Source organism: Providencia sp. PROV129, assembly GCF_028482245.1.
Lineage (GTDB): Bacteria > Pseudomonadota > Gammaproteobacteria > Enterobacterales > Enterobacteriaceae > Providencia > Providencia vermicola.
In genome coordinates this window covers 1-23,976 of record NZ_JAMPQD010000031.1, presented here as the reverse complement: position 1 = coordinate 23,976, position 23,976 = coordinate 1, and the positions used below count along the sequence as shown (strand labels likewise).

General features: G+C 43.6%; 22 protein-coding genes. 20 read left to right on the top strand and 2 right to left on the bottom strand.

Translation table 11 applies throughout. The annotated features are described in order from the left end of the window. Positions 1-122: 122 nt before the first annotated feature. On the bottom strand, positions 123-1,256 hold the full coding sequence (locus tag PSF27_RS19295) for a multidrug effflux MFS transporter (RefSeq protein ID WP_272682084.1): 1,134 nt from the start codon (positions 1,254-1,256) through the stop codon (positions 123-125). Between the two features lie 124 nt (positions 1,257-1,380). On the opposite strand from PSF27_RS19295, the gene PSF27_RS19290 reads away from it, so the two are divergent. After that, on the top strand, positions 1,381-2,139 hold the full coding sequence (locus PSF27_RS19290; RefSeq protein WP_272682083.1) for an AraC family transcriptional regulator: 759 nt from the start codon (positions 1,381-1,383) through the stop codon (positions 2,137-2,139). 82 nt (positions 2,140-2,221) lie between these two features. On the opposite strand, the gene PSF27_RS19285 is transcribed toward PSF27_RS19290, so the two are convergent. Further along, entirely contained in the window at positions 2,222-3,508 is a 1,287-nt protein-coding gene (locus PSF27_RS19285; protein ID WP_206085299.1) for a citrate synthase, read from the bottom strand. A gap of 672 nt (positions 3,509-4,180) precedes the next feature. On the opposite strand from PSF27_RS19285, the gene sdhC reads away from it, so the two are divergent. From sdhC to cpoB, 19 genes are all read left to right on the top strand, one after another. Next, positions 4,181-4,570 carry a succinate dehydrogenase cytochrome b556 subunit gene (gene sdhC, locus PSF27_RS19280; RefSeq protein WP_004909059.1) on the top strand — a complete coding sequence of 130 codons (390 nt, stop codon included), beginning with the start codon at positions 4,181-4,183 and terminating at the stop codon, positions 4,568-4,570. Beyond that, on the top strand, positions 4,564-4,908 hold the full coding sequence (gene sdhD, locus PSF27_RS19275) for a succinate dehydrogenase membrane anchor subunit (protein ID WP_047756338.1): 345 nt from the start codon (positions 4,564-4,566) through the stop codon (positions 4,906-4,908). Before sdhC ends, sdhD begins: the two co-directional genes overlap by 7 nt. A gap of 1 nt (position 4,909) precedes the next feature. Beyond that, complete coding sequence (gene sdhA / locus PSF27_RS19270; RefSeq protein ID WP_047756339.1) at positions 4,910-6,676, top strand: succinate dehydrogenase flavoprotein subunit; 1,767 nt, start codon at positions 4,910-4,912, stop codon at positions 6,674-6,676. A 35-nt stretch (positions 6,677-6,711) separates the two neighbouring features. Continuing rightward, positions 6,712-7,428 carry a succinate dehydrogenase iron-sulfur subunit gene (locus tag PSF27_RS19265; RefSeq protein ID WP_004256824.1) on the top strand — a complete coding sequence of 239 codons (717 nt, stop codon included), beginning with the start codon at positions 6,712-6,714 and terminating at the stop codon, positions 7,426-7,428. Between the two features lie 500 nt (positions 7,429-7,928). Beyond that, positions 7,929-10,742: a 2-oxoglutarate dehydrogenase E1 component gene (gene sucA, locus PSF27_RS19260; protein ID WP_206085300.1), complete on the top strand. Its 2,814-nt coding sequence runs from the start codon at positions 7,929-7,931 to the stop codon at positions 10,740-10,742. A gap of 14 nt (positions 10,743-10,756) precedes the next feature. Further along, positions 10,757-11,968 carry a 2-oxoglutarate dehydrogenase complex dihydrolipoyllysine-residue succinyltransferase gene (odhB, locus tag PSF27_RS19255; protein WP_206085301.1) on the top strand — a complete coding sequence of 404 codons (1,212 nt, stop codon included), beginning with the start codon at positions 10,757-10,759 and terminating at the stop codon, positions 11,966-11,968. A 132-nt stretch (positions 11,969-12,100) separates the two neighbouring features. Next, on the top strand, positions 12,101-13,267 hold the full coding sequence (gene sucC, locus PSF27_RS19250; RefSeq protein ID WP_206085302.1) for an ADP-forming succinate--CoA ligase subunit beta: 1,167 nt from the start codon (positions 12,101-12,103) through the stop codon (positions 13,265-13,267). After that, on the top strand, positions 13,267-14,139 hold the full coding sequence (sucD, locus tag PSF27_RS19245) for a succinate--CoA ligase subunit alpha (protein ID WP_206085303.1): 873 nt from the start codon (positions 13,267-13,269) through the stop codon (positions 14,137-14,139). The genes sucC and sucD overlap by 1 nt, the downstream gene beginning before the upstream one ends. Positions 14,140-14,996: 857 nt before the next feature. Further along, the gene (gene cydA / locus PSF27_RS19240; protein WP_206085304.1) at positions 14,997-16,565 is read left to right on the top strand and encodes a cytochrome ubiquinol oxidase subunit I; all 1,569 of its coding nucleotides are present in this window, start codon (positions 14,997-14,999) and stop codon (positions 16,563-16,565) included. Positions 16,566-16,578: 13 nt separating this feature from the next. Further along, positions 16,579-17,718: a cytochrome d ubiquinol oxidase subunit II gene (gene cydB / locus PSF27_RS19235; RefSeq protein WP_206085305.1), complete on the top strand. Its 1,140-nt coding sequence runs from the start codon at positions 16,579-16,581 to the stop codon at positions 17,716-17,718. 11 nt (positions 17,719-17,729) lie between these two features. Continuing rightward, positions 17,730-17,843: a cytochrome bd-I oxidase subunit CydX gene (cydX, locus tag PSF27_RS19230; RefSeq protein WP_004909083.1), complete on the top strand. Its 114-nt coding sequence runs from the start codon at positions 17,730-17,732 to the stop codon at positions 17,841-17,843. 4 nt (positions 17,844-17,847) lie between these two features. Further along, positions 17,848-18,135 carry a cyd operon protein YbgE gene (gene ybgE, locus PSF27_RS19225; RefSeq protein ID WP_206085306.1) on the top strand — a complete coding sequence of 96 codons (288 nt, stop codon included), beginning with the start codon at positions 17,848-17,850 and terminating at the stop codon, positions 18,133-18,135. A 125-nt stretch (positions 18,136-18,260) separates the two neighbouring features. Next, positions 18,261-18,665 carry a tol-pal system-associated acyl-CoA thioesterase gene (ybgC, locus tag PSF27_RS19220; RefSeq protein WP_206085307.1) on the top strand — a complete coding sequence of 135 codons (405 nt, stop codon included), beginning with the start codon at positions 18,261-18,263 and terminating at the stop codon, positions 18,663-18,665. Continuing rightward, on the top strand, positions 18,662-19,345 hold the full coding sequence (tolQ, locus tag PSF27_RS19215; RefSeq protein WP_206085308.1) for a Tol-Pal system protein TolQ: 684 nt from the start codon (positions 18,662-18,664) through the stop codon (positions 19,343-19,345). Before ybgC ends, tolQ begins: the two co-directional genes overlap by 4 nt. A 17-nt stretch (positions 19,346-19,362) precedes the next feature. Beyond that, positions 19,363-19,785, top strand: a complete 423-nt coding sequence (gene tolR / locus PSF27_RS19210; protein ID WP_047756399.1) for a colicin uptake protein TolR — start codon at positions 19,363-19,365, stop codon at positions 19,783-19,785. A 51-nt stretch (positions 19,786-19,836) separates the two neighbouring features. Continuing rightward, positions 19,837-20,955 (top strand): cell envelope integrity protein TolA, encoded by a 1,119-nt coding sequence (tolA, locus tag PSF27_RS19205; RefSeq protein WP_206085309.1) that lies wholly within the window; start codon positions 19,837-19,839, stop codon positions 20,953-20,955. A gap of 146 nt (positions 20,956-21,101) precedes the next feature. Continuing rightward, the gene (gene tolB, locus PSF27_RS19200; RefSeq protein ID WP_206085310.1) at positions 21,102-22,394 is read left to right on the top strand and encodes a Tol-Pal system beta propeller repeat protein TolB; all 1,293 of its coding nucleotides are present in this window, start codon (positions 21,102-21,104) and stop codon (positions 22,392-22,394) included. A gap of 44 nt (positions 22,395-22,438) precedes the next feature. Then, entirely contained in the window at positions 22,439-22,936 is a 498-nt protein-coding gene (gene pal, locus PSF27_RS19195) for a peptidoglycan-associated lipoprotein Pal (RefSeq protein ID WP_047756402.1), read from the top strand. A 22-nt stretch (positions 22,937-22,958) separates the two neighbouring features. Next, positions 22,959-23,744 (top strand): cell division protein CpoB, encoded by a 786-nt coding sequence (gene cpoB / locus PSF27_RS19190; RefSeq protein WP_272539980.1) that lies wholly within the window; start codon positions 22,959-22,961, stop codon positions 23,742-23,744. Positions 23,745-23,976 lie beyond the last annotated feature (232 nt).

The window sequence follows — 23,976 nt, the reverse complement described above, 5'->3', positions numbered from 1 at the left end:
GTTGTTGGCTTCACTCGGCTACTTGGGTCACATACTTGTGTATGCTCCCCAAGCTATCCTCATTTGCCGCCTAGCCACAACACAAACTATTTAGAAAATTATGTGTTTAGTAAAACAATAACTTAACTCGTATAAACTCGATAGCGTAATGATGCAAGAACGAGAACTACACTTGAAATAGTGAGCACTAAACCTAAGTGTTGGCTCCAACCTGCAACCACCAGCCCGATAGCGAGTCCAAAATAATAAAGTAATCCTAAAATTGCGCCTGCAGTGCCTTTTCGGTCGCTATAACGGTTTAAGGCGTGAGCAAGAATGTTCGGGATCGCAATCCCATAGCCAATTACCACGCCGATTACGGGTAAAACGAACCAAACAGAATCCATTAGAGCAAAAACTAAACAGCCACTAACAAAAGAAATGACACTTGATAGTTTAACAAGTTGCTCAGATGTGTGTTTTTTAGCCAATAAATGACGGTTAATCATCGATCCTAAACCCACACCAAGCGCCAATAAAATTCCCGTGAGGCCAAACTGTTGTTGAGTGAGCATTAATTGTTCAAAACTGAAAGGAGCCAGCTGATAATAGCTAAATAAATTAATGTTGAAAAATGCTATCAAGATCACATTTCTCATAATCTCTTTATCCGTGATCATCCGTAAAAATGTCTCAACAAATGGGACTTTGATCACATTTTCTGGGCGTGTTTCAGGTAATCGATATATTGACCACAGTAAAAGTACGACAGCTAAAATAGCTAAACCAATAAAAACACCACGATAACCTCCCAAACTGACGAGGCCCGCACCCGATAACATACCTAATGCAGGGCTAATGGCTAATGCGACGCCCATAACTGAAAAAACTCTAGCTAATTCATGACCTTGATAACTATCACGCATTGCAGTTTGTGTACCAATTGAACCCACAGCGGCACCAAAGGCGGCTAACATCCGTAGCAGTAGCAATAAGTAAAATTGACTAATGAGTAAGGCACCAATTGAGGCAATCCCATAAACCAGTAAACCCGCTAAAATCGTTGGACGGCGGCCAACTGTGTCACAGGTTCTACCCCAAAATACAACGCCCAATGCAAAAGCAAAGAAATAGAGAGAAAGCGTCTGTGAAGCTTGTTCTGCATTGACAGAAAAAGCGCTCGCAATGTCCGTCAGTGCAGGACTGTAGATGGTTTCTACAATTTGTGGGAACATCATTAAGGCCACAGCCAGCCATAATGAAAGAGAGTGTTTCATATTCATTTTCCTACCCTGTGTAATAAAAAATAACGGTCTAAACCTTTAATGGTGGGCAGTTTAGTGGTAATTTTGATGTCTTATTACAATAATAAAGACTATAAATATCAAAAAAAGGACATTTATGGCATGGTTAAATCAAACGGATGAGTTTCAAACACATTGGTATCCAGCCCCTGTTTTAGGAATTGCTGCGCAGATGGGGCAGCACGATTCTGGCACGCATACCCATGAAATGGGGCAGCTTTTGTTTACTCAGCAAGGGTGCATTCGTATATCCCTCGAAAAGCACCTCTCTTTGCTTCCTCCTGGTAGGGTTGCGTGGATCCCACCATATGTTCGCCATCGCGCACAAATGCGTGCATCAGTGGGGTACCGGTCAATTTATCTCAGTGAAGAATATGCTCAAAAAGTCGGAAACGAAGTGGTCATTTTGAGTATTTCGCCGCTGTTAAGGGAGTTATTAGAGCGTATTGCTATCTCTCCTTTTGACAGTGATTGGCAAACGGGAAGGTTAGCCAATTTATTACCTGTTTTTATTGATGAGCTACAAGCTGCGACAACTGAACCCACTTTGCTTTCTTTACCGCAAGATAGGCGCTTGAAACACCTGGATATCGAGCAATTACCCCCGAATTTGAGCCAACTTGCTCAAATTGTTGGTGCGAGTGAAAAGACAATAACGCGTGTTTTTTTGAAAGAAACAGGCATGACATATCAGTCATGGCGCCAACAATGGCGGTTTATTAAAGCGATTGAATTATTAGCACAAGAAAAGCCATATCACTTTATTACTCAAGAACTTGGACTTACCAGTGACAGCGCGTTTATTAGTTTTTTTCGTAAAATGAGCGGAATGACACCAAGAGAGTATCAACAGTAGGAAATGTTGTGGTTATATAAACAAAAAAGACCTTGAAAAATCAAGGTCTTGCTTTACGTAGGGATTGGAATTTATCGAAATATTATTTTTTTGCTAATTCAGAGTTGAATTCACGTTTGTCATAACCGGTATACAGCTGGCGAGGACGTGCAATCTTCAGGCCGTCATCATGCATTTCGTTCCAGTGTGCAATCCAACCAATAGTACGCGCAATGGCGAAGATCACAGTGAACATGGAAGATGGAATACCCATTGCTTTCAAGATGATACCTGAGTAGAAGTCAACGTTCGGGTACAGTTTCTTCTCAATGAAGTACGGGTCGTTCAGTGCAATACGCTCCAGTTCCATTGCGACTTCTAGTAAGCTGTCGTTCAAGCCCAGTTCATTTAGAACTTCGTGGCAAGTTTCACGCATTACAGTGGCACGTGGGTCGTGGTTTTTGTAGACGCGGTGACCAAAGCCCATCAGTCGGAAAGAGTCATTTTTGTCTTTCGCACGTTCGATAAACGCAGGAATGTGCTCAACAGTCTGAATTTCTTCCAGCATGCGTAAGCAAGCTTCGTTAGCACCACCGTGTGCAGGCCCCCATAGAGACGCGATACCCGCTGCGATACAAGCAAATGGGTTTGCACCCGATGAACCCGCAGTACGTACGGTTGACGTTGATGCATTTTGTTCGTGGTCAGCGTGCAGAATTAAAATGCGATCCATTGCACGTTCAAGAACTGGATTTACCGTATATTCTTCACATGGTGTAGAGAACATCATGTGCAAGAAATTACCCGCGTATGACAGATCATTACGTGGATAAACAAAAGGTTGGCCAATTGAATATTTATAACACATTGCTGCAACAGTTGGCATTTTGGACAGCAAACGATAAGCCGTAATTTCACGGTGACGAGGGTTATTAACATCTAACGCATCGTGATAGAATGCCGCCAGAGCACCTGTTACACCACATAATACAGCCATTGGATGTGAGTCACGGCGGAAACCATTAAGCATGCGTGTAATTTGCTCATGGATCATGGTATGGCGAGTCACCGTATTTTTAAATACGTCGTATTGTTCTTGAGTCGGTGCTTCACCGTACAGCAGGATATAACAGACTTCGAGATAAGAGGCTTCAGTTGCGAGTTGGTCGATAGGGAAACCACGGTGCAGTAGAATACCTTTATCACCATCAATATAGGTGATTTTTGATTCACAGGATGCAGTAGAAGTAAAACCAGGGTCGTAGGTAAAGAACCCTTTTGAACCTAAAGTTCGGACATCGATAACGTCTTGACCAATCGTAGGGCTTAAAATATCGAGTTCAATGTCACCCGCACTACCAGTCATTAGCTTAGCTTTGTTATCAGCCATTTACGGTCTCCTTAGCGCTTGATAATCGACACCCAACAACCCAGAAACCCAGCGTTATACTGTGTCTTCGTGCATTGTTCTACCGGTATGCTTTGGAAATCAGCTCGCTATCACATAAAACCTGAAATCTGACGACCGACGACAATGTAATTAGGTTGTTTATGAGTGTGTAGATGTTATGTTCTTTTTGTTGTTTTCCCTACAATATCATTATTTGTGGTAAGAGGAACAACTTTCATAACTTTTGTTATTAATACCCATCATAGTTCAAATTGTGGAGTATCTAACATTGCAACATTTACGTTTTTATTTTTACGGTGAAGTGTCAACCACACCGTTAAGATAATTCTGCCAGACCTATATGTAAGATAAATGTTGAATCATTGTCAAATAACATAAGCACATTTATACAAAATGTTTAAATCGTGATCCTTCTCACTGTTCGGGCTAAATGTCTCCAAACATTTTGTGTGGGAATTGTAATGGCATTGTGAAGACTTTATACTAGCGGCAGGTCTCCGGATTACCCTGTAGTAGGAGTTCCCAGCGTGATCAGCATGCAACTTTATTTAAACATGATGGATTAGAGTTTGTGTTAAGTTGCATTTTGTACCCCTGTCGCTGTCTGATTTCCACCCCAGGTCCGGAGGATGGAAAATAATAAAGAGCTGTGTGGGCAAAATTGTGAAAAAACAAAGACCTGTCAACCTTGATTTGCAGACGATTCACTTCCCGATCACTGCAATATCTTCGATCTTGCACCGTGTCTCTGGCGTCATTACTCTCATCGCAGTTGGTATTCTGCTTTGGTTGTTAGGGACATCTCTCTCCTCTCCAGAAGGTTTTCAATACGCGTCTGAAATAATGACTGGCTTTTTTGCTAAGTTCATTCTTTGGGGCATCCTGACTGCATTGGCTTACCATATCTGTGGTGGTATCCGTCATATGTTAATGGATTTCGGCTGTGTTGATGAAACCCTTGCTGCTGGTAACTCATCTGCAAAAATTACATTTGTTATTACCGTAATTCTGGCAATTCTGGCGGGGATCTTAGTATGGTAAGTAATGCATCAGCTTTAGGCCGTACTGGTATCCAGGACTGGCTGTTAATCCGTGGCTCTGCGATTATCATTGCACTCTACGTACTCTACATTGTTGGTTTTGTTGCGATTAACGACATTACCTATGAAGTCTGGCGCGGTTTCTTTGCCTCCTCTGTGACGAAAGTATTCACTATCCTCACTTTGTTCTCGATTCTTGTGCATGCATGGATTGGCATGTGGCAAGTGCTGACTGACTATGTTAAGCCGCTGGCAATTCGCTTAGTGCTGCAACTGGCTATCATTGTAGGTCTGTTGGCTTATTTAATTTACGGAACAATTGTTGTGTGGGGTGCATAAAATGAATCTGCCAATCAGAGAGTTTGACGCTATCGTTATCGGTGCTGGCGGTGCAGGTATGCGCGCAGCACTTCAAATTTCACAGATGGGCCTATCTTGTGCACTTCTGTCAAAAGTCTTTCCAACCCGTTCTCACACTGTATCCGCGCAAGGCGGTATCACGGTTGCATTAGGTAACACGCACCCTGATAACTGGGAATGGCACATGTACGATACCGTAAAAGGTTCCGACTACATCGGTGACCAAGACGCTATCGAATATATGTGTAAGACAGGCCCAGAAGCTATCCTCGAATTAGAACATATGGGGTTACCTTTCTCGCGCCTTGATGATGGAAGCATTTATCAACGTCCATTTGGTGGCCAATCTAAAAACTTCGGTGGCGAGCAAGCCGCGCGTACTGCAGCTGCAGCTGACCGTACAGGGCACGCACTATTACATACGCTGTATCAGCAGAACTTAAAAAACCACACCACCATTTTTTCTGAGTGGTATGCCCTTGATTTAGTTAAAAACCAAGATGGCGATATTGTAGGTTGTACTGCAATTTGTATGGAAACAGGCGAACTCGTTTACTTCAAAGCGAAAGCCACCATCCTGGCAACAGGTGGTGCAGGCCGTATTTACCAATCAACCACCAATGCCCATATCAATACAGGTGATGGTGTGGGGATGGCAGCGCGTGCTGGTGTGCCACTACAAGATATGGAAATGTGGCAATTCCACCCAACGGGTATTGCAGGGGCTGGGGTTCTGGTCACTGAAGGTTGCCGTGGTGAAGGTGGTTACTTGCTGAATAAAGACGGTGAGCGCTTCATGGAGCGTTACGCACCAAACGCGAAAGACCTTGCAGGTCGTGATGTTGTTGCACGTTCAATCATGATTGAAATTCGTGAAGGCCGTGGTTGTGATGGTCCTTGGGGGCCACATGCTAAGCTGAAATTGGACCACTTAGGGAAAGAGGTTCTGGAATCACGTTTACCGGGTATCCTTGAGTTATCACGTACCTTTGCGCACGTTGACCCAATAAAAGAGCCAATCCCAGTTATTCCAACATGCCACTACATGATGGGCGGTATTCCAACGAAAGTTACTGGCCAAGCGATTCGCTATAATGAAAAAGGCGAAGATGAAGTTATTCCAGGTCTGTTTGCTGTTGGTGAAATTGCTTGTGTATCAGTACACGGCGCTAACCGCTTAGGCGGTAACTCACTGCTTGACTTAGTGGTATTCGGTCGCTCTGCGGGTCTGCACCTGAAAGAATCCATCATGGAACAAGGTTCAATGCGTGATGCTTCTGAGTCTGACATCGATGCAGCAATGACTCGCTTTAATCGTTGGGAAGGTGCACGCACAGGCGAAGATCCAACCGAAATCCGTAAAGCACTGCAAACCTGTATGCAGCATAACTTCTCAGTATTCCGTGAAGGTGATGCAATGGCGAAAGGTTTAGAAGAACTAAAAGTGATTCGCGAACGCCTGCAAAATGCACGCCTTGATGATACGTCAACGGAGTTTAATACGCAGCGTATCGAATGTTTAGAATTGGATAACCTGATGGAAACCGCTTATGCAACTGCACAAGCAGCAAACTTCCGTACAGAAAGTCGTGGGGCGCATAGCCGCTTTGACTATCCAGAGCGTGATGATGCGAATTGGTTATGTCACTCATTGTATTTACCGCAATCTGAAACGATGACGCGTCGTGAAGTCAACATGCAACCAAAATTGCGTGAAGCCTTCCCACCGAAAATTCGTACCTACTAATGCGTGGTGTTAATCCAGTTGCGGAGAAATAAACTATGAAATTACAATTTTCGATTTATCGCTACAATCCTGATGTGGACAACGCACCACGTATGCAAGATTACACGCTAGAAGTGCCAGAAGGGCGTGACATGATGTTGCTGGATGCGTTAATCCAAATCAAAGAGCAAGACCCAACATTATCCTTCCGCCGTTCTTGCCGAGAAGGGGTATGTGGTTCTGATGGTCTGAACATGAACGGTAAAAACGGCTTGGCTTGTATCACGCCATTGTCTGCTTTAATTCGTGGTGGGAAGAAAATTGTCATTCGTCCGTTGCCAGGTCTGCCTGTTGTGCGTGACCTGATCATCGACATGACTCAGTTCTACACTCAATACGAAAAAATCCGTCCATATCTGATTAACGATAACAAAAATCCGCCAGCGCGTGAGAATTTACAAACTCCTGCACAACGTGAAAAACTCGATGGTTTATACGAGTGCATCTTGTGTGCATGTTGTTCGACTTCTTGCCCATCTTTCTGGTGGAATCCGGACAAATTTATTGGTCCAGCAGGCCTGTTAGCGGCGTATCGTTTCTTGATTGATAGCCGTGATACTGAAACCGATTCTCGATTAGATGATCTGAACGACGCTTTCAGTGTTTTCCGCTGTCATAGCATCATGAATTGTGTCAATGTATGCCCTAAAGGACTAAATCCAACAAAAGCTATTGGTCATATTAAATCTATGTTGCTAAAGCATAGCGCTTAATAGCTAAATTTAACCCGCAGTGCCTTGGTACTGCGGGCTAAAGTGAAAATAGCACGAAATAAAAACATAAGTTAAAAATAAAGCGTAAAGTAAATTCAAGATTTTGATTTAAATAGCGCTTAAGGTCACAAAAGCGCGAAAACCAAATATCCTTAAAGGTCATCAGAAAGTAACATTGTCATCAATAAAACGTAGCATTAAATAAAAACGTTGTAACAACAAAAGCGCAAAAAAGTGAACGTAACAAAAGCAACAGTAAAAAGTAAAAAAAATAGCCAACTGCAAAAGATGAAGAAGACGAAAGCGTAATCTTAGGGGCCTTTAAAAACCGTAGCCAGTTTTTAAAGGTTCCTTAAAAGGGAAACCCTTACTGATAAAGGGCCTCCCAAAGAGAGAACATGCATAAAGCACGTCCAAGAGAACCTTTATCGAGGTCGCTTAAATGCGACGATTAGTTAACCACGGCGAAAACTAAAGCTTATAAAGCTTAAGGGATCACAATGCAGAACGGCGTAATGAAGGACTGGCTGGATTCAAGCTTTCTGGCAGGCGCGAACCAGACATATATAGAACAGCTCTATGAAGATTATCTGACTGACCCTAACTCTGTCGATGCCGAGTGGAAAGCCATTTTTGAGCAACTACCTGGTGCAGCCCTCGGCACTAGCGGTGAGCAATTCCACTCCCAAGCGCGCGATTACTTCCGTCGCTTAGCAAAAGACTCTACACGTTATCACACCTCTGTTAGCGATCCAGCTATCGACGCAAAACAAGTTAAAGTTTTGCAGTTAATTAATGCATTCCGCTTTCGCGGACACCAAAATGCTAACCTTGACCCGTTAGGGCTTTGGAAACGTGAATCTGTTCCAGATTTGGACCCAGCGTTTCATAACTTAACGAAAGAAGATTTCAACGAAACCTTCAACGTCGGTTCTTTTGCTATCGGCAAAGAAACCATGAAACTCAGCGAGCTATATGACAACCTGAAACGCATTTACTGCGGTTCAATCGGTGCGGAATATATGCACATCACGAATACAGAAGAAAAACGTTGGATTCAACAACGCCTTGAGTCTGTTGATGTGTCTAAAATTTTCTCTGCGGATGAGAAAAAACGTTTCCTGTCTGAGTTAACTGCGGCTGAAGGTCTTGAGCGTTACATCGGGGCTAAATTCCCAGGTGCAAAACGTTTCTCATTGGAAGGTGGTGATTCACTGATCCCAATGCTGAAAGACTTAATCCACCATGCTGGCAAACAAGATACTCGCGAAGTTGTTCTTGGTATGGCGCACCGTGGTCGTTTAAACGTACTGGTTAATATCTTAGGTAAAAAACCAGGCGAATTATTTGATGAATTCGCAGGTAAACATAAAGATCATTCAAGTGCGGGCGACGTTAAATATCACCAAGGCTTCTCTTCTGACTTCGAAACCGCAGGTTCACGTGTTCACTTAGCGCTGGCATTTAACCCATCGCACCTTGAAATCGTTAGCCCAGTGGTCATCGGTTCTGTACGCGCTCGTCGTGACCGTTTAGATGAAGGTCGCAGCAATATGGTTCTGCCAATTACCATTCACGGTGACTCCGCAGTGACTGGCCAAGGTGTTGTGCAAGAAACCCTGAACATGTCTCAAGCACGTGGTTATGAAGTGGGCGGTACCATGCGTATCGTCATTAACAACCAAATTGGTTTCACCACTTCTAACCCTAAAGATACTCGTTCAACTGAATACTGTACTGACATTGTGAAGATGGTTCAGGCGCCAATTTTCCACGTGAATGCAGATGACCCAGAGGCGGTTTCATTTGTCACACGTTTAGCGCTGGATTTCCGTAATACCTTTAAACGCGATGTGATGATCGATTTAGTCTGTTATCGCCGTCATGGTCATAACGAAGCCGATGAGCCAAGTGCAACTCAGCCTGTGATGTACCAAAAAATCAAACAGCACCCAACGCCACGTAAAATCTACGCAGACCGCTTAATTGCAGAAAACGTATTGAGTGCAAATGATGTGACGGAAATGGTTAACCTGTACCGCGATGCGTTAGATGCGGGTAACTGCGTGGTTGAAGAGTACCGTGAAATGGGGCTGAACTCATACACATGGGCACCATATCTGAACCACGAATGGGATGCATCCTACAAATCAACAGTTGATATCAAACGTTTAACGGATCTGGCTGTTAAAGTCAGCACTATCCCTGAAGGCGTTGTCGCGCAATCTCGTGTTGAGAAAATCTATGCGGATCGCGCAGAAATGGCGAAAGGCGAGAAATTACTCGACTGGGGTGCTGCCGAGACTTTAGCGTATGCAACGTTAGTTGATGAAGGCATTCCAGTGCGTTTATCGGGTGAAGATGCTGGCCGCGGAACTTTCTTCCATCGTCATGCGGTTATTCACAACCAAACTAACGGTTCTGTCTACGTTCCACTGCAAAACATTCATAACGGCCAAGGCGTATTTAACGTTTGGGATTCTGTTCTGACTGAAAATGCGGTATTGGCATTCGAATACGGCTATGCAACCACTGAACCTCGTGCTTTAACCATTTGGGAAGCACAATTTGGTGACTTCGCGAACTGTGCGCAAGTGGTTATCGACCAATTTATTAGCTCTGGTGAGCAAAAATGGGGTCGTATGTGTGGTCTGGTGATGTTACTGCCTCATGGTTATGAAGGTCAGGGCCCAGAGCACTCATCTGCACGTTTAGAACGTTACCTACAACTGTGTGCTGACCAAAACATGCAAGTGTGTGTGCCGTCAACACCTGCTCAGGTTTATCACATGTTACGCCGCCAAGCCTTACGTGGCATGCGTCGTCCTCTGATTGTGATGTCACCAAAATCCCTGCTGCGTCATCCATTAGCGGTGTCTAGCATGGAAGAACTGGCAAATGGTACATTTGAACCTGTTATCGGTGAAATCGATGAAATCAATCCGAAAAATGTGAAACGCGTCGTTATGTGTTCAGGGAAAGTCTATTACGATCTGTTAGAACAACGTCGTAAAAATGAACAAACTGACGTGGCTATCGTTCGTATTGAGCAGCTGTATCCGTTCCCACACGATGATATCCAAAAAGCGTTGTCGCAATTTAGCCATGTGAAAGACTTTGTATGGTGCCAAGAAGAGCCATTAAACCAAGGTGCTTGGTATTGCAGTCAACATAATTTCCGTGAAGCTATCCCTGCAGGGGCAACTTTACGTTATGCAGGTCGAGCTGCTTCTTCATCTCCAGCAGTTGGCTATACGTCCGTACACCAAGAGCAACAAAAAGCTCTGGTAAATGACGCTTTGAACATTGAATAATTAAAGGATAGAAAATGAGTAGCGTAGAAATTCTTGTTCCCGATCTTCCTGAGTCCGTTGCCGATGCTACGGTTGCCACATGGCATAAAAAACCAGGTGACAGTGTTCAGCGTGATGAAGTCCTGGTTGAGATCGAAACAGATAAAGTGGTACTGGAAGTGCCTGCGAGCGAAGCTGGCGTATTAGAAGCTATTGTAGAAGACGAAGGCGCAACGGTATTATCTAAACAACTGTTAGGTCGTATTCGTTTGGGTGATAGCACTGGCATCCCAGCAGAAGTGAAAGAATCACAAGAAGCAACACCAGCACAACGTCAAACTGCAAGTCTGGAAACCGAAAGCAACGATGCGCTGAGCCCAGCAATTCGTCGCCTGATTGCAGAGCATGACCTGAACCCTGCGGATATTAAAGGTACTGGTGTTGGCGGTCGTTTAACGCGCGAAGATGTTGAAAAACACTTAGCAGCAAACAAATCTGCAGCGCCAGCAGCATCTGCACCAGCTGCACCACAGGCTCCTTTGGCACACCGTAGCGAAAAACGTGTTCCAATGACACGTTTACGTAAACGTATCGCTGAGCGTCTGTTAGAAGCGAAAAACACCACAGCAATGTTGACCACGTTTAACGAAATCAACATGCAACCAATCAAAGACTTACGTAAACAGTATGGCGAAGCGTTCGAAAAACGTCACGGTGTACGTTTAGGCTTTATGTCTTTCTATGTAAAAGCTGCGGTTGAAGCACTGAAACGCTATCCAGAAGTGAACGCTTCTATCGATGGCAGCGATGTGGTTTACCATAACTATTTTGATATCAGCATCGCAGTATCAACGCCTCGTGGCCTGGTCACCCCAGTGCTGCGCGATGTTGATGCAATGAGCATGGCGGATATCGAGAAGAAAATTAAAGAACTGGCTGTTAAAGGTCGTGACGGTAAATTAACTGTTGAAGACTTAAGCGGCGGTAACTTCACTATTACTAATGGTGGCGTATTTGGTTCTCTGATGTCTACACCTATCATTAACCCACCACAGAGCGCAATTTTAGGCATGCATGCCATTAAAGACCGCCCTATGGCTGTAAATGGTAAGGTAGAGATTCTTCCTATGATGTACTTAGCGCTGTCTTATGACCACCGCTTAATCGATGGTAGCGAGTCAGTCGGCTTCTTAGTCGCTATCAAAGATATGCTGGAAGATCCAACTCGTTTACTGCTGGACGTATAGCAACATAACAGGGTAGGGAACAACCTGCCCGGTCTGAAGTAACCGATGCAGCCCGTTCGCGGGTTGCTAAATCAGTAACAATTGCAGGAGGCGAATAAACGCCTCTTCAGACTCAATTATGGATAGAACATCATGAATTTACACGAGTACCAGGCAAAACAGTTGTTTGCACGTTATGGGATGCCTGCACCAACAGGTTATGCCTGTTCATCAGTCGCTGAAACCGTCGATGCTGCGAAAAAAATTGGCAACGGCCCATGGGTAATTAAATGCCAAGTTCACGCAGGTGGACGCGGTAAAGCTGGCGGCGTTAAAGTTACTAGCGATATCAACGAAGTTAAAGCCTTCGCAGAAAACTGGTTAGGTAAAAACTTAGTTACCTATCAAACAGATGCAAACGGCCAGCCAGTTAACCAAATTTTGGTCGAAACGGCGACTGACATTGCGAAAGAATTATATTTAGGTGCGGTTGTTGACCGTAGCACTCGTCGCGTTGTTTTCATGGCATCGACTGAAGGTGGCGTGGAAATTGAGAAAGTTGCTGAAGAAACACCAGAATTGATCCACAAAGCCATTATCGACCCACTGACAGGCCCAATGCCTTTCCAAGGCCGTGAATTAGCGTTCAAATTAGGCTTAACGGGCAAACAAGTTAGCCAATTCGCGAAAATTTTCATGGGTCTGGCGACACTGTTCCTTGAGCGTGATTTAGCATTAGCCGAAATCAATCCTCTGGTTATCAGCACAGCGGGTGATTTAGTGTGTTTAGATGGTAAATTAGGCATCGACAGTAACGCATTATACCGCCAACCTGAAATCCGTGAACTGCGTGACGAATCTCAAGAAGATGCGCGTGAAGCACAAGCGGCTCAGTGGGAACTGAACTACGTTGCACTAGATGGCAACATCGGTTGTATGGTTAACGGTGCAGGCCTCGCAATGGGTACCATGGACATCGTTAAACTGCACGGCGGTGCACCAGCTAACTTCTTAGACGTTGGCGGCGGCGCAACAAAAGAGCGTGTTACTGAAGCATTTAAAATCATCCTTTCTGATGAAAACGTGAAAGCGGTTTTCGTTAACATCTTTGGTGGTATCGTTCGTTGCGACCTGATTGCAGACGGCATCATTGGTGCAGTTGAAGAAGTTGGTGTAAATGTACCAGTAGTTGTGCGTTTAGAAGGTAACAATGCTGAGTTAGGTGCTAAGAAACTGGCAGACAGCGGCTTGAACATTATCGCTGCAAACAGCCTGACTGACGCAGCTAAAAAAGCAGTAGCAGCAGCGGAGGCTAAATAATGTCTATTTTAATCGATAAAAACACCAAAGTAATTTGCCAAGGTTTCACCGGTGGTCAAGGTACATTCCACTCAGAACAAGCAATTGCTTATGGAACACAAATGGTTGGTGGTGTGACTCCAGGTAAAGGTGGCACAACTCACCTTGGCCTGCCAGTATTTAACACTGTGCGTGAAGCCGTTGAAGCTACGGGGGCAACCGCTTCTGTTATCTACGTTCCAGCGCCATTTTGTAAAGATTCTATCTTAGAAGCTATCGATGCAGGCATTAAACTGATCATCACTATCACTGAAGGTATCCCAACGCTGGATATGCTGACGGTGAAAGTGAAATTAGATGAAGCTGGCGTTCGCATGATTGGTCCAAACTGTCCAGGTGTTATCACTCCAGGTCAATGTAAGATTGGTATCCAACCTGGCCACATTCACTTACCAGGTAAAGTCGGTATCGTTTCACGTTCAGGTACACTGACTTATGAAGCGGTTAAACAAACGACAGATGCAGGCTTAGGTCAATCTACTTGTGTTGGTATCGGTGGTGACCCAATCCCAGGTTCTAACTTCATTGATATCTTGAAATTATTCCAAGCTGACCCACAAACTGAAGCGATTGTCATGATCGGTGAAATCGGTGGTAACGCAGAAGAAGAAGCGGCAGCTTATATTAAAGAGCACGTGACTAAACCCGTTGTTGGTTACATCGCAGGTGTGACTGCGCCGAAAGGCAAACGTATGGGGCATGCTGGTGCAATTATCGCTGGCGGTAAAGGTACCGCAGATGAAAAATTTGCTGCATTAGAAGCGGCGGGCGTGAAAACCGTTCGTAGCCTTGCAGACATCGGTGATGCCGTTAAATCATTACTGAATAAGTAAATGACCCGCTAGGAAACTAGCAACTGTAAGAGACAAAAGCCCGTGCTTGTTTGAGTACGGGTTTTTTTTTGCTTGTCGTAAGGCTAGATACAAAGACTTAACAGAATTTCTGTACCACTTATAAGGTTTTCTAAAAAAGAGTGTCTATACTTAAAAAATGCGTTCATAGACTCTGTCATGGGGGATTGGGGTTAACTGTTGTGTGCATTGATGGATTGTGAGGCTATCGTTCGCACTTTATGCAAAAAATAGCGAAATTGCGGCACATCAATTTTATAACTTTTAGGAGGAATGAATTATCTGAATATAGGAATTTAGTTGAGTTAGATTCGTATATTAATAAAATTCATAATAACTTTAAAATAAGATACTATTACAAATTAAATATTCTTTTTTAGAGACCTTAATACAAAGATTATATTTTTTTGTTAATCTTTGGGAAAATTAAGTACATTTATATCAATACCAATAACAGTGCATTAACAAGTAAATAACTATTAATTGACTGAGACTCAGAACAATTAACAAGGTGAAAAAAATTGACGTAAATCAATTCATTGGAACTAGCTTTATTCTGTTAAATTGCTTAAATTGGTGCTCGATCAAATACTCGGTTTTCTATTAAAGAGTATAATTATTGATGTAAATTCAGAATTCAAATCTGAGTCACGTAAAAGAAGTTTATTGTGTGTGAAGATAGGCGTACTATTATTATAGTAACGTTCGTTCTTTTAATTTTGTTAATTATTTGTTGTTTTGAGGCATTTTTGCTGGTAGTTAAGAGGCTTTCTAAAAACATAATTTGGAAGCTGGGTTGCCGCAAGTCGGTGTCTTCCTGCTAGGAGCAAGGAGTCAAGATGTTTGATATTGTCGAACTGTCACGATTACAGTTTGCCTTAACTGCGATGTATCACTTCCTGTTCGTACCATTAACGCTCGGTATGGCGTTTTTGCTTGCGATCATGGAAACGGTATATGTGCTGTCTGGCAAGCAAATTTATAAAGATATGACTAAGTTCTGGGGTAAGTTATTTGGTATTAACTTTGCTCTGGGTGTTGCAACGGGTCTGACCATGGAGTTCCAATTTGGTACTAACTGGTCTTACTACGCGCACTATGTTGGAGATATCTTCGGTGCACCTCTTGCAATCGAAGGTCTGATGGCGTTCTTCCTAGAATCAACGTTTGTCGGTTTATTCTTCTTTGGTTGGGATCGTTTAAGCAAAAAACAACATCTAGCTGTAACATGGTTAGTTGCTTTAGGTTCTAACTTCTCTGCTTTGTGGATCTTGGTTGCGAATGGTTGGATGCAAAACCCAATCGCTGCTGATTTCAACTTCGAAACAATGCGTATGGAAATGGTTAGCTTCTCTGAGCTAGTCTTAAACCCAGTTGCGCAGGTTAAGTTTGTCCACACAGTTGCTGCGGGTTATTGTACCGGTGCAATGTTTATCCTTGGTATTAGCTCTTACTACCTGCTTAAAGGTCGTGATGTTGCTTTTGCTAAACGTTCTTTTGCAATTGCTGCAAGTTTTGGTATTGCTGCCGTTCTGTCTGTTATCGTTCTTGGTGATGAATCAGGTTACGAAATGGGTGACGTTCAAAAAACCAAATTAGCTGCTGTTGAAGCCGAGTGGGAAACCCATGCTCCACCAGCTGCGTTTAACTTAATCGCTTGGCCAGATACTGAGAAGCAAGAAAACAAATTTGCTATCTCGATTCCTTGGGCGATGGGTATCATTGCAACTCGTTCTATTGATACGCCTGTATTAGGTCTGAAAGACCTGATGAAACAGCATGAAGTTCGTATCCGTAACGGTATGGTTGCATATGGTCAGTTACAAGAGCTTTTAGCGGGTAACAAAGATCCTGATTTGCGTGCAGCATTCGAAGCAAGCAAAAAAGATCTGGGTTACGGTCTTCTGTTAAAACAATATGCACCAAATGTTGTTGATGCAACAGAAGCGCAGATTCAAAAAGCGGTTAAAGACAGTATTCCGAACGTCGGTCCTCTGTTCTGGGCATTCCGTATCATGGTTGGTGTCGGCTTCCTGTTACTGTTAATCATTAGCTGGGCATTCCTGTCAGTCGTTCGCAACCGTATTGGTCAAAGCAAACTGCTGTTACGTATCGCCTTGATTGGTATCCCATTACCATGGATTGCAATTGAAGCGGGTTGGTTCGTTGCAGAATATGGTCGTCAGCCATGGGCAATTGGTGAAGTGTTACCTGTTTCGGTCGCACACTCTAATTTGACAACTCATGACCTGATCTTCTCTATGGTACTGATCTGTGGTCTGTACACACTGTTCTTAATTGCTGAAATGTTCTTAATGTTCAAATTCGCTCGTAAAGGGCCTAGCAGCCTAAAAACCGGTCGTTATCACTTTGAACAGAAAAACACTTCTGCACACGACGTTCAGTAAATAGGAGCCACTTATGTTTGATTATGAAGTTCTTCGGTTTGTGTGGTGGATCCTTATCGGTGTATTACTGATTGGATTTGCTGTCACGGATGGCTTTGACATGGGCGTTGGCTTCTTATTACCTATCTTAGGTAAAACAGATACTGAACGCCGTATCATGATTAATGCCGTTGCGCCGCACTGGGATGGTAACCAAGTTTGGTTAATCACAGCTGGTGGTGCGATGTTTGCTGCATGGCCACAAGTCTATGCTGCATCATTCTCTGGTTTCTATATCGCCATGATTTTGGTCTTAGCTGCATTGTTCTTCCGTCCGGTTGGTTTCGACTACCGTTCAAAACTGGAGAACCCAAAATGGCGTAACATGTGGGACTGGGGTCTGTTTATTGGTGGTTTCGTTCCACCATTAGTTATCGGTGTTGCGTTTGGTAACCTGTTACTGGGTGTTCCACTGCAAATCGATAACCAACAGTACCTGACTTATACTGGTAACCTGTTTGGTCTGCTGAACCCATATGGTCTGTTAGCTGGTGTGGTTGGTTTAATGATGATTGTTACCCAAGGTGCAACTTATCTGCAAATGCGTACGACTGGCGAGCTGTATCTCCGTGTGCGTAAAACAACGTATATTTGTGCACTAGTTACACTGTTAGCGTTTGCAGGTGCGGGTGTTTGGCTGGTAATGGGAATCGATGGCTATGTTATCACTTCAGCGATTGATCACCATGCAGTGTCAAACCCACTGAATAAAACAGTAGAGATTGTTTCAGGTGCTTGGTTGACTAACTTCAACACCTACCCAATCCTGTGGGCTCTGCCTGCACTGGGTCTAGCACTGCCATTATTAACCATGCTGTTTAGTAAAGCAGACAAAAATGGTTGGGCGTTTGTCAGCTCTTCATTAACAATCGCGTGTATCATTTTAACTTGTGGTGTAGCAATGTTCCCATTCATCATGCCTTCAAGCATCATGCCAAATGCAAGCTTGACCATGTGGGATGCGACTTCTAGCTTGTTTACTCTGCAAGTGATGACTGTGGTTGCTATTATCTTTGTTCCAATCGTACTGGCATACACCGCATGGTGTTACTACAAAATGTTTGGTCGTCTGGACAAAAACTTCATCGAAGGCAACAAGCACTCACTGTATTAAGGAGCATAACTATGTGGTATTTCGCCTGGATCCTCGGCACGCTGTTAGCTTGTAGTTTTGCAGTGATTGCAGCATTAGCGTTAGAGCACTCTGAAGACTCTAAAGCCGCTAAAGATGGTGAGTAAGTAAATGCTGGTGGATAAAACCTATCAGCTATTGGATAAGGGGCCGATAAGGGCCCTTATCCTTATTTTAGCTTTAGTGACAGCTGGTGCGGTAATGTGGGATCCAACTATGTTCGCAGCCAAAACCAGTTCTTTCCAAATATGGCAAGGCTTGTTATTAATTTGGGCAACCTGTACAGCGATGATTTTTGGGGTGGGTTTTAAACCTCAAAAAGTTATCTTTCGTGCCGTTTTTCACCCATTGCCAGCTGCCATCATTCTTATCTGGGGACTTTTTCAAGTCTTTAGATAATTCTAATTGCTAATTGTGGGTCAATGGACCCATAATTATTTTTGATATCTTTACTTTCAAAGTGATTCCAAACTGACACTGTCTTGCGTATAGTGGCACCGTTAATGAATTTAACCTAAGACGGAGTGGTTGATATGTTATTTCGCTGGCCTGTTCGCGTGTATTATGAAGATACAGATGCGGGCGGTGTGGTTTATCACGCGCGCTATTTAGCTTTTTTTGAGCGGGCTAGAACAGAAATGTTGCGAAATAAAGGGATCAATCAGCAAAGTATGCTTGCTGAGAACCTTGGCTTTGTTGTGCGTAGCATGACAATTGATTTTGTGAAGGGCGCTCGGTTGGATGATATGTTGGAAGTTGAGACGCAAATCGTTGAAATGAAACGCGCCTCATTAACCTTTCATCAAAGGTTAGTTGATTCGCAAGGTAACCTGCTTTGTGGGGCTAATGCCCTAATTGCTTGTGTGGACACATCAAAAATGAAGCCTACAGCGCTTCCTAAGTCTATTGTCGCGGAGTTTAAACAGTGACTGACATGAATATCCTGGATTTATTCCTAAAAGCGAGCCTTTTGGTTCAGCTTATTATGTTCGTTTTGATCGGTTTTTCTATTGCATCATGGGCGATCATCATTCAAAGAACCAAAATTTTAAATGCCGCTAGCCGTGAAGCAGAGGCATTCGAGGATAAGTTCTGGTCAGGAATCGAGCTATCGCGCTTATATAAAGAAAGCCAAGCGCGTCGTGATGAACTCAGTGGCGCAGAACAAATTTTCCACTCAGGTTTTAAAGAGTTTGTTCGTTTACATCAAGCGAATATTCATGCACCTGATGCCGTGGTTACAGGGGCTTCCCGTGCAATGCGTATTTCAATGAATCGTGAATTAGAATCTGTAGAGGCACATATCCCATTCTTAGGTACCGTCGGGTCAATTAGCCCGTATATTGGTTTATTTGGTACAGTTTGGGGGATCATGCACGCATTTATCGCATTAGGTGCGGTTAAACAAGCGACATTGCAAATGGTTGCACCTGGTATTGCAGAAGCGCTGATCGCGACAGCAATTGGTCTGTTTGCCGCAATTCCAGCGGTTATGGCGTATAACCGTTTAAACCAGCGTGTCAACAAGTTAGAACAAAGCTACGATAACTTTATGGAAGAATTTTTAGCCATCTTGCATCGTCAAGCCTTCTCTGCTGATAAGAAATAATACGGGGAGATAAGCGAATGGCGCGCACAAGTCGCAGACGTGAGCTGAAATCCGAAATTAACATTGTTCCATTGCTGGATGTATTATTGGTACTTTTGCTGATCTTTATGGCAACTGCACCCATTATTTCTCAAAGCGTGGAAGTTGAATTGCCGGATGCAACTGATACACAAACCGTATCATCAAGTGATAACCCACCGATTATTTTAGAAGTATCGGGAGTGGGGCAATACAACATGCGCCTTGATGGCGAGGTGCTAGAATTGCTTCCACCAGAACAGATTGCAGCTGAAGCTAAAGCTCAATTAGCGAAAAATCCCAAAGCGATTTTCTTAATTGGGGGGGCAAAAGAAGTGCCTTATGAAGAAGTGATTAAAGCATTGAACATTTTGCACAGCGCAGGGATTAAATCTGTCGGCTTGATGACTCAGCCTATCTAGGCTGGGTTGTTGTGGTTTGAATAAGTCACACATCTTTTTTTGGATACCAGAGTGGGAAAGACAAAAGAGAAAAAAGATAACTTAAACCGGTCACTTGTGATGTCAGTGGTTCTGCACGTCCTGTTGATTGGTTTGATCGTTATAGGCTCTTTAGTTTCCGTCGTCAAACTTGGTGGTGGCGGAGAAGAAGGGACTGTCATCGATGCGGTGATGGTCGACCCTGGCGTGGTTGTTGAGCAGTATGAAGAAATGCAAAAACAACAAAACATGGCCAGACAAGCGGCTAAAGAGCGCAAAGAACAAGAGCAGAAACAAGACGCTGAGCTAAGAGAACAGCAAGAGAAGGAACAAAAACGCCTTCAAAAACTGGAAGAAGAGCGGATTAAAACTGAACGTGATACAGCTGAGCAACAAAAACAAGCTGAGGAACAACAGAAAAAAGCGTTAGATGCCGCGAAGAAAGCGAAGGAAGAGCAGAAAATTGCGGAAGAAGCGGCTGCAAAAGCAAAAGCAGAGAAAGAAAAGTTAATTAAAGAGCAAGCGGCAGAAAAAGCCAAAGCCGAAGCTCAAGCGCAAAAAGAAGCCGAAGCCGCTAAAGCTAAAGCCGAAAAAGAAGCCAAAGAAAAAGCTGAAAAAGAAGCCAAAGAAAAAGCCGAAAAAGAGGCCAAAGTAAAAGCCGATAAAGAAGCTAAAGCCAAGGCAGATAAAGAAGCGAAAGAAAAAGCAGACAAAGAAGCCAAAGCAAAAGCCGCGAAAGCCAAAGCGGAAGCTGCCAAAAATGCCGCTTCAGTTGATGATTTACTCGGTGATTTAACCGCATCAGGTCCAAGCAAAAAAGGTGGTCAAGCTGCTGCAGGAAGTGGTGGTGGTAAAAAATCTGGGGCCTCTAATGCAGATGTAGACAGTTATGCAGGGAAAGTCAAAGCGGCGATTCAAAGCAAGTTCTATGATTCGGATACGTTTCGTGGGCGGACCTGTGAGCTACAATTGAAACTTGCTCCAGATGGATTATTGGTGAGTATTACGCCAAAGAATAGCCCGACCAATGATGCAGCGTTATGTGATGCGGCAATTAGAGCAGCGAAACTTGCGACAATGCCAAAACCACCTAGCCGTGAGGTCTATGATACATTTAATAAAGCAGGTAGCACTGTTGTGTTTAAACCTTGATTTTCAATAACTCAGAGCTATCTGTATTGAAAATTTTATGGCAATAGCATAAATAGTTTGCGTGGTATCTAGTTTTGTTATTATACCTTTGTTAAAATTCAGCGAATTATTGCGGTGGTAAATAATACGCAATAAGGGAGATAAGAATGAAGCAGGCTTTTAAAGTAGTTTTAGGGTTCCTAATGCTATGGGCGACAGTGGCTCAGGCTGAAATACGTATTGAGATCACTGAAGGTGTAAACTCAGCTCAACCAATTGGTGTGGTACCTTTTAAATGGTCTGGTGCGGGTGCGCCACCACAAGAAGTTGGCCAAATCGTAGGTGCTGATTTACGTAATAGCGGGAAATTTAACCCGATTGAGCCAAGTCGTATGCCTCAACAACCTGGCACTGCATCGGAAGTCATTCCTGATGCATGGACTGCATTAGGCATTAATGCAGTGGTTGTGGGTCAAGTACAGCCAGCAGCAGATGGTAGTTTTGTGGTTAGCTATCAGTTAGTGGATGTTGCCGCTAACCCAGGTGCTGTATTATCTCAAAATCAATTTAAAGTCACTAAAGAGTGGTTACGCTATGCGGCGCACACTGCAAGTGATGAAGTCTTTGAAAAACTGACAGGCATTCGTGGTGCATTCCGTACACGCATTGCATATGTTGTTGTGAACAAAGGCGGTCAGTATCCATATGAATTACGAGTTTCTGATTATGACGGTTTTAACCAATTCACGGTTCACCGTTCACCAGAACCTTTAATGTCGCCAGCTTGGTCACCAGATGGTGAGAAACTGGCGTATGTAACTTTTGAAAGCGGTAGTTCAGCACTTGTCATTCAAACCTTGTCTTCAGGGGCGGTTCGTCAGGTTGCATCTTTCCCACGTCATAATGGGGCACCTGCATTCTCTCCTGATGGGACAAAATTGGCATTTGCACTGTCTAAAACAGGCAGCCTGAATTTATATGTTATGGATTTAGCAAGTGGGCAAATTCGTCAGGTAACCGATGGTCGCAGTAATAATACTGAGCCAAGTTGGATGCCAGATAGCCAAACTTTGGTCTATACTTCAGATCAGGCTGGACGTCCGCAGATTTATAAAATGAATATTAATGGTGGCAGCCCGACACGTGTATCTTGGGAAGGAACACAAAATCAGGACGCTGACGTTAGCCCGGATGGTACTTTCTTAGTGATGGTCAGCTCCGGCGGCGGTCAGCAACATGTCGCCAAACAAGATCTGGCAACGAATAACGTTGAATTTTTAACGAAAACGTTCCTAGATGAAACGCCGAGTATCGCACCTAACGGCACTATGGTAATTTATAGCTCCTCTCAAGGCTTGGGGACTATATTGCAGCTAGTTTCGACCGACGGGCGTTTCAAAGCGCGTCTTCCGGCGACCGATGGACAGGTTAAATTCCCTGCCTGGTCTCCGTATCTGTGATGCATAATAATAATGTGTGGCAAAAAATATTAAGGATCAAAACGATGCAACTGAATAAAGTGCTTAAAGGGCTGATGATCGCGTTACCAATCATGGCAGTCGCAGCTTGTAGCTCTAACAAAAACAATGACCAAGATGGCGTAGATACTTCTACTAACCAAACTAACACTGGTCTGTCTGCGGAAGAGCTGGCACGTCAGCAAATGGAACAGCTGCAACAAAACAACACTGTTTACTTTGGCTTTGACAAATACAACGTATCTCCAGAATACGCTGATATGTTAGATGCACACGCAGCATTCCTGCGTAGCAACCCATCTGTACGTGTTGTTGTTGAAGGTCATGCGGATGAGCGTGGTACTCCAGAATACAACATCGCACTGGGCGAGCGTCGTGCTAATGCAGTTAAAATGTACCTGCAAAGCAAAGGTGTTTCTGGTGACCAAGTTTCACTGGTTTCTTACGGTAAAGAAAAACCAGCTGTGTTAGGTCATACTGAAGCAGACTACGCGAAAAACCGTCGTGCAGTCATTGCATACTAATAGATAAGCGAAATTATCTATTATGAACAGTAACTTCAGACATTTACTAGTCGGTCTGTCGTTATTGGTTGGCGTAGCGGCCCCTTGGGCCGCTATTGCCCAAGCGCCAATCAACAATGTCGGATCTGGTTCTCCAGGTGACCGTCTATCCCAACTTGAGACTGCAGTTTCTTCTCAAGGTCAAATTCTGTATCAAATTCAACAACAACTCGCTGATAACCAACGTGATATCGATATGTTACGTGGTCAGATTCAAGAAAGTGAATACAAATTGAATCAAGTCATCGAGCGCCAAAAAGATTTGTACATGCAATTAGACAATGCGGGTGGCGGCAATTCAGCTAACTCAGGTGATGCGCCTGATACAAGTTCAGCAAATACATCATCTTCCTCAAATACACCAGCGGCAGCTGCTAACACAGGTGGAAATGAGAAAGATGATTACAATGCTGCGGTTAAGCTCGCAATGGAAAGCAAGTCAAAAGCTCAAATTGATGATGCTATCGGTGCATTACAAGGCTTTGTTAAAGCCTATCCTAAGTCAGGATATCAATCTAACGCCAACTATTGGTTGGGGCAGTTAAACTACAATAAAGGTAGCAAGGACGACGCTGCATTCTACTTTGCCACGGTAGTGAAGCAATATCCAAAATCCCAAAAAAGCAGTGAAGCTCTATATAAAGTTGGGCTGATCATGCAAGACAAGGGACAAAAAGATAAAGCGAAAGCTGTTTACCAGCAGGTGTTGAAACAATATCCAAACAGTGCGGGCTCTAAATTAGCTGAAAAAAAGCTAAGCGCACTTTAATTCCTAGCCCCGAAGCGATATTGCCGAATATTTCGGGGTTATCAGTATGATAAATGTGCATTCAATCTTTTTATGCAAAAAAATCATTGCACCCTCGTCAGAAATCAGTAATATAAGCCGCCGTTGATACGAGAATACGGTTAACCGAAAATCTCGCAAAACAGTAAGAAATTTAGTTTTAGGTGAACCGTTAGCTCAGTCGGTAGATTGATTGAGTTTTACAAAATGGTCA

Coding starts and splice junctions, on each gene's coding strand:
- PSF27_RS19265 (WP_004256824.1), top strand. CDS start 6,712: ATGAAATTACAATTTTCGATTTATCGCTACAATCCTGATGTGGACAAC.
- sdhD (WP_047756338.1), top strand. CDS start 4,564: ATGGTAAGTAATGCATCAGCTTTAGGCCGTACTGGTATCCAGGACTGG.
- cydX (WP_004909083.1), top strand. CDS start 17,730: ATGTGGTATTTCGCCTGGATCCTCGGCACGCTGTTAGCTTGTAGTTTT.
- odhB (WP_206085301.1), top strand. CDS start 10,757: ATGAGTAGCGTAGAAATTCTTGTTCCCGATCTTCCTGAGTCCGTTGCC.
- cydA (WP_206085304.1), top strand. CDS start 14,997: ATGTTTGATATTGTCGAACTGTCACGATTACAGTTTGCCTTAACTGCG.
- sucA (WP_206085300.1), top strand. CDS start 7,929: ATGCAGAACGGCGTAATGAAGGACTGGCTGGATTCAAGCTTTCTGGCA.
- pal (WP_047756402.1), top strand. CDS start 22,439: ATGCAACTGAATAAAGTGCTTAAAGGGCTGATGATCGCGTTACCAATC.
- ybgE (WP_206085306.1), top strand. CDS start 17,848: ATGCTGGTGGATAAAACCTATCAGCTATTGGATAAGGGGCCGATAAGG.
- cydB (WP_206085305.1), top strand. CDS start 16,579: ATGTTTGATTATGAAGTTCTTCGGTTTGTGTGGTGGATCCTTATCGGT.
- PSF27_RS19290 (WP_272682083.1), top strand. CDS start 1,381: ATGGCATGGTTAAATCAAACGGATGAGTTTCAAACACATTGGTATCCA.
- tolR (WP_047756399.1), top strand. CDS start 19,363: ATGGCGCGCACAAGTCGCAGACGTGAGCTGAAATCCGAAATTAACATT.
- cpoB (WP_272539980.1), top strand. CDS start 22,959: ATGAACAGTAACTTCAGACATTTACTAGTCGGTCTGTCGTTATTGGTT.
- PSF27_RS19285 (WP_206085299.1), bottom strand. CDS start 3,508: ATGGCTGATAACAAAGCTAAGCTAATGACTGGTAGTGCGGGTGACATT.
- tolB (WP_206085310.1), top strand. CDS start 21,102: ATGAAGCAGGCTTTTAAAGTAGTTTTAGGGTTCCTAATGCTATGGGCG.
- sdhA (WP_047756339.1), top strand. CDS start 4,910: ATGAATCTGCCAATCAGAGAGTTTGACGCTATCGTTATCGGTGCTGGC.
- sucD (WP_206085303.1), top strand. CDS start 13,267: ATGTCTATTTTAATCGATAAAAACACCAAAGTAATTTGCCAAGGTTTC.
- PSF27_RS19295 (WP_272682084.1), bottom strand. CDS start 1,256: ATGAAACACTCTCTTTCATTATGGCTGGCTGTGGCCTTAATGATGTTC.
- sucC (WP_206085302.1), top strand. CDS start 12,101: ATGAATTTACACGAGTACCAGGCAAAACAGTTGTTTGCACGTTATGGG.